At 68.9% G+C, this 8072-nt stretch carries 9 protein-coding genes; 4 read left to right on the top strand and 5 right to left on the bottom strand.

Features of this window, described 5'->3' with window-relative positions:
- Positions 1 to 220: 220 nt before the first annotated feature.
- Both ACLEQD_RS31785 and ACLEQD_RS31780 read right to left on the bottom strand, forming a co-directional pair.
- Complete coding sequence (locus tag ACLEQD_RS31785; RefSeq protein ID WP_410389257.1) at positions 221 to 1021, bottom strand: VOC family protein; 801 nt, start codon at positions 1019 to 1021, stop codon at positions 221 to 223.
- A gap of 162 nt (positions 1022 to 1183) precedes the next feature.
- Entirely contained in the window at positions 1184 to 1396 is a 213-nt protein-coding gene (locus ACLEQD_RS31780) for a hypothetical protein (protein ID WP_410389256.1), read from the bottom strand.
- A 128-nt stretch (positions 1397 to 1524) separates the two neighbouring features.
- Between ACLEQD_RS31780 and ACLEQD_RS31775 the strand changes: the two genes are divergently transcribed.
- Positions 1525 to 2796 carry an SBBP repeat-containing protein gene (locus tag ACLEQD_RS31775; protein WP_410389255.1) on the top strand — a complete coding sequence of 424 codons (1272 nt, stop codon included), beginning with the start codon at positions 1525 to 1527 and terminating at the stop codon, positions 2794 to 2796.
- Here the strand turns inward: ACLEQD_RS31775 and ACLEQD_RS31770 are convergent.
- The 3 genes from ACLEQD_RS31770 to ACLEQD_RS31760 all read right to left on the bottom strand — a co-directional run bounded on the left by ACLEQD_RS31770 (position 2769) and on the right by ACLEQD_RS31760 (position 5256).
- The gene (locus ACLEQD_RS31770) at positions 2769 to 3803 is read right to left on the bottom strand and encodes a hypothetical protein (RefSeq protein ID WP_410389254.1); all 1035 of its coding nucleotides are present in this window, start codon (positions 3801 to 3803) and stop codon (positions 2769 to 2771) included. The two genes, ACLEQD_RS31775 and ACLEQD_RS31770, sit on opposite strands and share 28 nt — an antisense overlap.
- Positions 3804 to 4002: 199 nt before the next feature.
- Entirely contained in the window at positions 4003 to 4893 is an 891-nt protein-coding gene (locus tag ACLEQD_RS31765) for a hypothetical protein (RefSeq protein WP_410389253.1), read from the bottom strand.
- A 102-nt stretch (positions 4894 to 4995) separates the two neighbouring features.
- The gene (locus ACLEQD_RS31760) at positions 4996 to 5256 is read right to left on the bottom strand and encodes a hypothetical protein (RefSeq protein ID WP_410389252.1); all 261 of its coding nucleotides are present in this window, start codon (positions 5254 to 5256) and stop codon (positions 4996 to 4998) included.
- Positions 5257 to 5579: 323 nt separating this feature from the next.
- Between ACLEQD_RS31760 and ACLEQD_RS31755 the strand changes: the two genes are divergently transcribed.
- The 3 genes from ACLEQD_RS31755 (at position 5580) to ACLEQD_RS31745 (ending at position 7879) form a co-directional block, all read left to right on the top strand.
- Positions 5580 to 5780 (top strand): hypothetical protein, encoded by a 201-nt coding sequence (locus ACLEQD_RS31755; RefSeq protein WP_410389251.1) that lies wholly within the window; start codon positions 5580 to 5582, stop codon positions 5778 to 5780.
- A gap of 204 nt (positions 5781 to 5984) precedes the next feature.
- Positions 5985 to 6542, top strand: coding sequence for a hypothetical protein (locus ACLEQD_RS31750; RefSeq protein ID WP_410389250.1), 558 nt, complete (start codon positions 5985 to 5987; stop codon positions 6540 to 6542).
- 227 nt (positions 6543 to 6769) lie between these two features.
- Positions 6770 to 7879, top strand: a complete 1110-nt coding sequence (locus ACLEQD_RS31745) for a serine hydrolase domain-containing protein (RefSeq protein ID WP_410389249.1) — start codon at positions 6770 to 6772, stop codon at positions 7877 to 7879.
- The last annotated feature ends 193 nt before the right edge of the window (positions 7880 to 8072 follow it).

The raw sequence follows: 8072 nt of genomic DNA, 5'->3' as shown, positions 1-8072 counted from the left end.
CGCTCGGACGTCATCGTCACCGAGGCTGGAGCGCGAGGGCGCATCAGCGAGGCGCAGGCCCGCGAGGCCCGGGCCGAGCTCTCACGCTTCTTTGGCGAACCGCCCGCGCCCGGCTTCGTGGCGGAGGCCGGCGCCGCGCTGCCCGCGGGGAGCTGAGGCGTCACCACGCGGTCCATCCTGTCGAGGCGGGCAATCCCATGTCCAGATTGCCCTCTTGACTTTATTCGCCCTTGGGCCCCACGACGCCAAACGCGGCGCCCGCGGGGTCCGTCGCGACGACAATCCAGTCGCCGCCGGGCACCTCGTGCGGACCTTGCAGCACCTTGCCGCCGTTGGCTGTGATTGCGCGCTCCGCCTCGGCGACCGAAGGGACGCCGAAGTAGAACAGCCAGGCGCCGGTGGGACCGGGGCTCTCGGCGGGCTTCTGCATGATGGCGCCGAGCCGGACGCCATCGTGGTCGATGAAGCAGTAATCGCCCATTGGGCCCATGGGCATCACGTCGTTGAACTGGAAGTGGAAGTGCTTCGCGTAGAACGTCCTGGCGCGCGCGAGATCGGGGCTGGCCAGTTCGTTCCAGCGGATGCGCTGCGGCTCCTTCACGTCGAAGACGTCGCTCTTCGCGTTGGGTTTGCCGGGCGGTGGAATTGGCGTCATCACGTAGAAGGGCGTGCCCATCGGGTCGGCGACCATCGCGATCCTGCCGACGGGCAGGTCCATGCCCGGCATCACCACCCTGGCGCCGTCGGCCACCATGGCCTGGATGGAGGCATTGACATCCGCCACGTGCAGATAGCCGAGCCAGCAAGGCTGTGCGCCATTCCGCAGCATGTCCTGGGACAGGCGCAGGACCCCGCCGGCGGAGCCACCATCGCCGCGCATGATCATCCGGTAGTCCGCTCCGTTCGGCATGGGCGCGGGCGCGTCGGAGATCTTCCATCCCACGACGGCGCCGTAGAACCTGGCGGCCGCGTCGGGATCGTGGGTCATCAGCTCGTACCAGATGAAGCTTCCGGTGCTCATGGTCTCACTCCAGTCGTGAACAGCCGTGGGAGAGCGTAGCGGAGGGATGTGCGCCGTGTTGAGAGAAGCGCAGGGAGGTCGTGCCCGTCACGACTGAAGGCCAACCCCCTGTCCTGCCCCCTGGGACGCGGCAGGTGGGAAGGCTTGCGTGCAGGTCCTGCGCTACAGCACCTCTTCGAGGGCGCCCTTCCAGCTGTAGCTCCCGGGCTCCTTGCCCACGATGGAGCTCTTCGCCGGGTCGATGTGGATGGTCAGCACGCTGCCGTCCAGCGAGACCTTGGTTCCTTCGGTCGACAGCCGGCAGACCGTCTTCTTCACGGCCTCCTTCACCGCCGCCTTGCCGTCCTCGGTGCCGCAGACCTCGACCTTTTGCATTTGTACTCAGTGTCCTTCTCTACCCAGCTTCCGCGCGCCCGCTTCTCGTGGTCTTACAGGGATGCCGTGGTAGCAGATTTTTCCTGTCCCCACGGCTCAGTTCCCCCCGCTGAGAAATGGAGTGCGCGATGAAACACCCCCTCTTGAGCATGTTCGGGCTCGCCAGTGTTGTCTGCGCCGCGAGCGCCCCCTCCGTCGCCGAGGCCCAGGTCCCGCCTCCGTCCTGGGTGCGCCAGCTGGGCGCCAACCTGGATGAGCAGGCCAACGCCGTGGCCGTCTCCGGCACGAGCGTCTACGTGGTAGGCCAGACGACCAGCCAGCTCGGCGTCGAGCCGAAGGCCGGCGGTCAGGACGCGTTCATTGCCCGGTATGACACCGCCGGCAATCTCCAGTGGGTCCACCAGCTCGGGACCTCGGGAACGGACCGCGCCGTCGCCGTGACCACCGACGCGGACGGCAATGCGTACGTCGCTGGCACCACCTTCGGCGGCTTTGATTTCTATACGAATTCGGGTGGCGTCGACTTCTTCATCGCCAAGTATGACGCCGCCGGCAATCGCCTGTGGCTGCGCCAGAACGGCACGCGGATGGATGACTTCGCCACCGGCATCGTCATTGGCGCGGACGACACCCTGTACTTCACCGGCTACACCGGTGGCAGCTTCGCCAACGGCGGCAATCCCAACAACTACGACATCGTCGTGGCGCTCTACGACACGGGGGGCAACCCGTACTGGCTCCAGCAGTACGGCACCGCCATGAGCGACGTGGCGCGCGGCATCGCCGTCACGCCCACGCACGAGGTCTACGTCGTCGGCAACACCTCCGGCAGCCTCGACGGCACCACCGCGCCGGTGAGCAGCGACATCTTCCTGCTCAAGCTCGACATCCTCGGTGCCCAGCAGTGGGTCCGGCAGATCGACGCGGGCGACCTCGATGACGCAAAGAGCGTCGCCGTGGGCCCCGACGGCGCCGTCTACCTCGCTGGCGAGACCTTCGGCAGCCTGGATGGCAACACCAACTCCGGCACCATCGACGTGCTGCTCGCCCGCTACGACAGCGCCGGCAACCGCGACTGGAGCCGCATGCTGGGAGGGACGCAGCCCGACTACGCGTTCGGCGTCGCCGTCACCCCGGACAACGTCGTGCAGGTCGTCGGCTACACGTCGTCCGCGCTCGACGGCAACCCGCAGGCGGGCCTCTCCGATGCCTTCCTCACCCGCTACGACGCGCTCGGCAACAAGCAGGGCACCCGCACCCTGGGCACTCCGGTCCCGGACATGGCCCGCGGCGTGGCCGTGGACGCCTCCGGCGCCGCCTACGTCGTCGGACAGACCTACGGAGGCCTCGGCGGCAACACCTCCGCTGGCGGTTACGACGCCTTCCTCGCCCGCTTCTGATTCGACAGACATCCTCGCGTGTACGAAGGCCTGCTCCCCCGGGACACCCCACGGGAGAGCAGGCCTGTTCGCGACCACCGCCGGGCTACACCCGCCGCGGGTCGCTCGGTCCGTGCAGCGCAGGACCTGGCGGGAGGTGCCGCACGGGCTGAAGTCCGTCGTGCCCGCGGACGTGTCTGCCGGCGCAGCCCGACGAACAGGTTCCCGCTCTGCTGGATGTTGAGTCGCAGGGACGTGGCGGCATCCGCGCAGGCGCCCCGTCCGGTCTCCAGCCGCAGCACGTTCCCGTCCAGCGTCAGGTCCCCCGTCGCCAGGCAGCCGCCGATGTCGGTGCTCTTGAGCCAGTCGTCCATGTCCAGGGTCCCGCCGAAGGCGGCGGGATGGTCCGCGAACTCCCTGGGCAGCCCTGTCGGGATGCCCCGGATTTCGAAGCGCATGGGCTCGTCCGACTGGAAGGCGAACTCCAGCACGTGGGGCCTGCCCTCGTAGATGAAGCGCGCGCGAAGCTGGAAGCTGGGGTGCTCCGGTGTCCCCGGGGCCCACCGCGTGTCGATGGCGTCGTAGGAGACGCGAGGGACGAACACCTGCTCACCCCCCACGGTCAGGGGCCTGGCCGTCCCCACCTCCACGGGGCCCGGCAGGTGCAGCGCGCCATGACTGCCGTCCTCGGGGCCCGGGAGGTAGGGCGAGTCAGGGATGCTCGCCACGGCGTCCTCACAGGACATCGCTGGGGAGAGGAGCTCCTTGGCGTCCTCGCAGCGCATCGTGGGTGGCAGGTCCATCCGCAGGTCCGCCAGCCTGTACGTCAGGCTGTCCACCTTGAAGAAGAGGTGGTCGGCCGAGAGGAAGGTATCCGGTGCCTGCTCGAAGCTGCTCGTGCCAATCACGAGCGTGTCCGAGCCGTAGCCGAAGTCGAGCAGGTAGGCGTTGCTGTCGGAACCACCGCAGGCACAGAGGGCCAGGGTGGCGGTGAGGCCGAAGGTCCGGCGCCAGGAGGCTGAAGTCATGTGGAAAGGGAGCCTTGGGTTTCGAGGTCCTGCCGGTAGCCTTTTCGCTCGCTGAGCGGTCCGGGCGCGGCTGTCTCTCCACCATCGCACGTCGCGGGGCTCGGCGGGCGTTGCCAGGGGGAGCCCCCTCGCGGTGCGGACCCGCCGAGAGGGGGCCGAGTGGGGCGACAGCCTGCGGGCTACACCCGCCGCGGGTCGCTCAGTAGGTGCAGCGCAGGACCTGGCGGTAGGTGCCGCACTGGCTGAAGTCCGTCGTGCCCGCGGGCTGCGATTGGTAGCAGTTGGAGACGACGGGGTCGCAGGGCGGGCTGGGCCAGACGTCGTAGGCGTCACCGTCGGTGAGCGCGAGCTCCGTCACGCGCGCCACCAGCCGGGCGGTCTTCTGCATCGTCGCGCCGTTGTCGCCGCCCGCGCTGAAGTTGAGCGGGACCGTGTGCGGGTCCATGGCCTGCTGGAGCGTCGGGTAGGACCAGTCGAGCTTGTAGTTGGGCCGGCCCCAGACGGCCGGGATGCCGTCCGGCGCCGTGACGGAGAGCCAGTCGACGTACCCGGAGACCGAGGCGTGGCCCCGGTACAGGAGGTTGTTGTTCGGCTGGACGACGTAGCGGGGGGTGACCGCCTCGTCGATCCAGATGCCCGAGTCGCCGCGGAAGTCGAAGAAGCGCGGGGCCACCACGATGCGCGCGGTGTACGCGCGCGGCGTCCCCGTGTTCGTGGTGACCTTGACGAAGAGCGGCAGGCCGGAGAGCACCGTGTTGAGCTCGTAGCCGTCGTGCAGGACGATCTCGAACCGGCGCTCGCTGATGATGTTCGCGTCGCCGAAGGCGTCATCCGGGACGAAGCTGAGGACGTCCGCGAGGTAGCGGTTCGCGGTGGCGTGGATGACGAGCGCGCGCACGCCGTCACGCTGCTCGAAGGTGCCGAGCGTCTCGAAGCTCAGCTCGTTGTCGCCCACCGAGGCGTAGAGGCGGGTCGCCGTCGCCGCGGCGGTGCTGACGCCCAGCTCCTCCGGGGACTCGGAGTCGATGGGGGTGTTGTCACAGGCCGCGAGCGCGGCGAAGCAGGTCAAGGCAAGGGCGCGTAGACGCATGGGGATCTCCAGGTGAGGAATTCCCTGTATCACACGCCAGTGACACCGCTCCTGCCTGGGATTGTGCCACCCGTGTCACGGTCGTCTCAAGACGTCTCGCGGCTAGGGGTGGCCTCCTGCCGCTTTCTTGTCGAGCGCCTGGATCTCCTTCTCGCTGAGCTGCCGGTCGCCGGGCAGCTTCGTGAGGTCCACGTCGCGCTTGACGATGATGTGGTCCATCGTCCCATACATGTCCTCGGCGATGTCCTCGGGGCGGACGCGGACCTCGACGATGACCCACTTCGTCGCGCGCTCCTGGCCCGATTTGAGCCCCGGGGCCTGCTTCACGTACGAGAGCGCCGAGTCCTTGGAGCGGCTGAGCATCTGCCCGTTCCCGGCTCCCGTGTAGGCCCCCTGGAACCGGGCATTCTCGGGGATGCACCTCGGGCTTCCCGAAGAACTCGCGGAGCATGGGGTCATTCAGCTTCCCCATCGCCTCGCGGACCCTCGGGTCCGCCCCGACGTCCGTCACCGCCTGGAGGTAGGCCGACCGGAGCGCCGCGGGGCCCGCCTTGGCGGACTCAGGGTTCTTCGTCACCTTGTACAGGTTGATCAACGCGGTGTTCAGGTCCTTGGGGGCCTGGGACGCCGCCTGGGTCAGGGCCTCGGTCTCCGCCGCCACCACCCGCCGGATGAACGGTTCGCTCATGCCGGGCACCTTGCCCAGGTCCTTCCCCAGCTTCCCCGCGTCCTTCACCGGGGACATCCGGAAGGCCTTCACCGCCGCTAGGACGGAGTTGAGCGAAGCGATGTCGAGCCCCGCGCCCGCCACGGTCAGCACCACGTCGGCCAGGGAAGGGTCGTCCTTCAGCATGCCCGCGCCGAACGCCGCGTCCTTCACCTGGTAGTCTTCCACGCTCCGGGCAACCTGGGCCCCCGCCACGGCGCCGGTCAGGACGACGGTCACCAGGGCGCCCCCGGGCAGCAGCGCGGCGGCCAGCCCCAGCGCGCCCAGGCCCACGTCGACCAGCGCCTTCATGAACCGCGCGTTGGCGTCGGCGTCGTTGATGACCAGGTCCTGCACGGAGCCGGGCTGGATGCCCTGAACCTGCTTGGAAGCCTTCATCCGAGCCCATCCTCAGGTTGGACTCGGTGCTCTCCAGGGACACGGCCTGGGCCTCGTATTCGCGCGCCTTCGTCAGCCGCTGGTAGAGGTCCTGGACGACGCCCGCGTCCTGGTACTTGCCCTGCAATCCATGCAGGACGTGGTCCGTCCTGGCCATCAAGTCGTTGGCCACCGCCACGGTCTCCTTTTCGAAGGAGGCCTGGTAGTCGCGCAGCAGGCCTTCGAAGGCCTCGATGCCGGGGATGCCCTGCCGCTGGAACTCCTGGGTGAGGTTCTTCTTCATCGCGCCGGCGTCGGCCATGTAGCGCTGCTGGGCGTCGTAGTCATCCGTCGAGGCCGCCTTGCGCAGCTCCGCCTTGTAGTCCTTGAGCGCCACGTAGAGGGCGGCGGTCCCCTCGATCCGCTTCGAAGCGCCATCGAGCGCCTCCACGCCCTTGAGCCGCTCCGCGCGGTCGGCCCGGTAGGACTCGACGGACTTGTCCAGGACGCCGGACGGGTGGGGGCTGGCGCGGGCCCTGGACGGAGCGTCGTCGGCGCGCGGTAGGTGCTGGCGGCGGTGGTGCTTTGAATCCCCATGGTGCTGGCTCCCCCTCAGTGCGCGTCTGAAGAGGGATGGGACGGCGGGGATTCTTTTGCATTTCCCCGGTTGAAATCAGGAGCGTGTCTACCGGCGCAGGAAGGGAACCTGCTGCCGCGTCAGTCACCGGGTAACAGCTGCGCGGGTCTCCGGTGCTTAGTACGCACACCGCGAATCTTTTTGGAGGACTTCGGATGTTCACCCATCGGTTGGGTCGACGTGTGCTTGGCGCAATGCTGTTGCTGTGGGTCTCGGGTTGCGAGAAGGATGACGGCCCGCTCTGTGACCGGCTCGCGCCCCGGCTGCAGGACGCGCTCGAGGAGGCCGCCTCGGCCGGGGATCTCCCTGGGGTCACGGCCTCGCTGCGTCTCCAGGACTGTGCGTGGCGGGGCTCGGCGGGCGTTTCCAAAGTGGAGCTCGCCACCCGGCTGAAGGTCGAGGACCGGCTGCGCGTGGGCAGCATCACCAAGAGCTTCGTCGCCGTGGTGGCGCTGCAGCTCCAGGCCGAGGGGAAGCTGTCCCTGGACGCGCCGCTGGCCACCTGGGTACCGGACTTCCCCCGTGCGGACCGCATCTCCGTGCGCCAGCTTCTCAACCACACGAGCGGTGCGTTCAACTACACCCAGAGCCAGGACTTCCTCGCCCAGGCCGAGGCGCGCCCCGGCAGGACGTGGACCCCCGAGGAGCTCATTGCCTACGGCGCCGCGCAGTCGCCCGCCTTCGAGCCAGGGACGCGCTGGGAGTACTCCAATACCAACTACATCCTCCTCGGTCACATCCTTGAGTCGGTGACGGGGACGCCGCTGGCGCAGCAGCTTCGCACGCGCATCCTCGAGCCCCTGGACCTGGACAGCACGGGGCTGGACGGCGCCGAGCCGCTGCCGCCCCTCGCCGTGCGTGGCTATTCGCGGGACCCGGACAATCACGCCTGGAGGGACCTCACGGACTTCATCCACCCCTCCGCGGCCGGCGCGGCCGGTGCCCTGGTCTCCAGCGCCGACGACCTCAGTGCTTTCTACCTGGCCCTCTTCGAGCGCTCCCTGCTCGCCCCGACGCAGCTTGCGGAGATGACCGACTGGGTGGCGACGCCCATTCCAGACATGCCTGGGTATGGCCTGGGCCTGGTGCGGGCCATCACCCCCGTGGGGCCTGGCCAGGGCCATGACGGCGAAATCCCCGGGTTCTCCGCCCTGGCCTTCTACCTGCCCGAGCGCAAGGCCTCCCTCGCGGTGCTGACCAACCGCGAGAGGGCCGACGTGTCGCGTGTCACCGGGAGGCTGCTGGAGGTGCTCGCCAACGAGTGAGGCGCGATGCTCGCCACGGCGCTTCCTCCCGGTGGCGGAATCGGGTCCACTTGGCGCCCCTCCACGAACGGTGCCTGCTCCATGACGAAGAAGACGGCTGCTTCCGATGTGAACCCGACGGGTCTCTCCCGCCGCACGCTCCTCGGGGCCGCGGCGGCCGTGACGGGGGCGCTGGCCGCCCGCGAGCGCGCGC

The sequence above is a fragment of the Corallococcus sp. 4LFB genome, assembly GCF_046520365.1.
GTDB classification, from domain to species: domain Bacteria; phylum Myxococcota; class Myxococcia; order Myxococcales; family Myxococcaceae; genus Corallococcus; species Corallococcus caeni.
This window is presented reverse-complemented; position numbering and strand designations above follow the sequence as displayed.